Genomic DNA, 263 nt, shown 5'->3' with positions numbered 1-263 from the left:
AAGGCGGCAACATCATCTACACCGCCAGCCTTGTGGACAAAAACGGCGCGGCAGTGACCAACATCACCAACCCGCTGACCGTGACCTTGGATAATGGACAAACCATCACCATCGGTGTGAACCAGTCGAACGGCAGCGTGACCGTTGTAGCTCCAGATGACGTGTACAAGGGCGACCAAACCGTCACTACCGCTATCACTAATGTGACTGGCGGCGAGCACTTCGAGAATTTGGTTCCAGGTACCACGCCGGTCAGCACCACC

1 protein-coding gene is annotated in these 263 nt (G+C 56.3%); it reads left to right on the top strand.

The window, feature by feature from the left end; genetic code table 11:
• On the top strand, positions 1-263 hold a 263-nt coding region (locus ACTD9P_RS30285), incomplete at both ends, for an immunoglobulin-like domain-containing protein (RefSeq protein WP_438870523.1).

The organism is Pseudomonas onubensis, assembly GCF_965653655.1.
Classification (GTDB): domain Bacteria; phylum Pseudomonadota; class Gammaproteobacteria; order Pseudomonadales; family Pseudomonadaceae; genus Aquipseudomonas.
The sequence above is the reverse complement of the archived record's forward strand: the minus strand, read 5'-3'. Positions and strand labels throughout refer to the sequence as shown.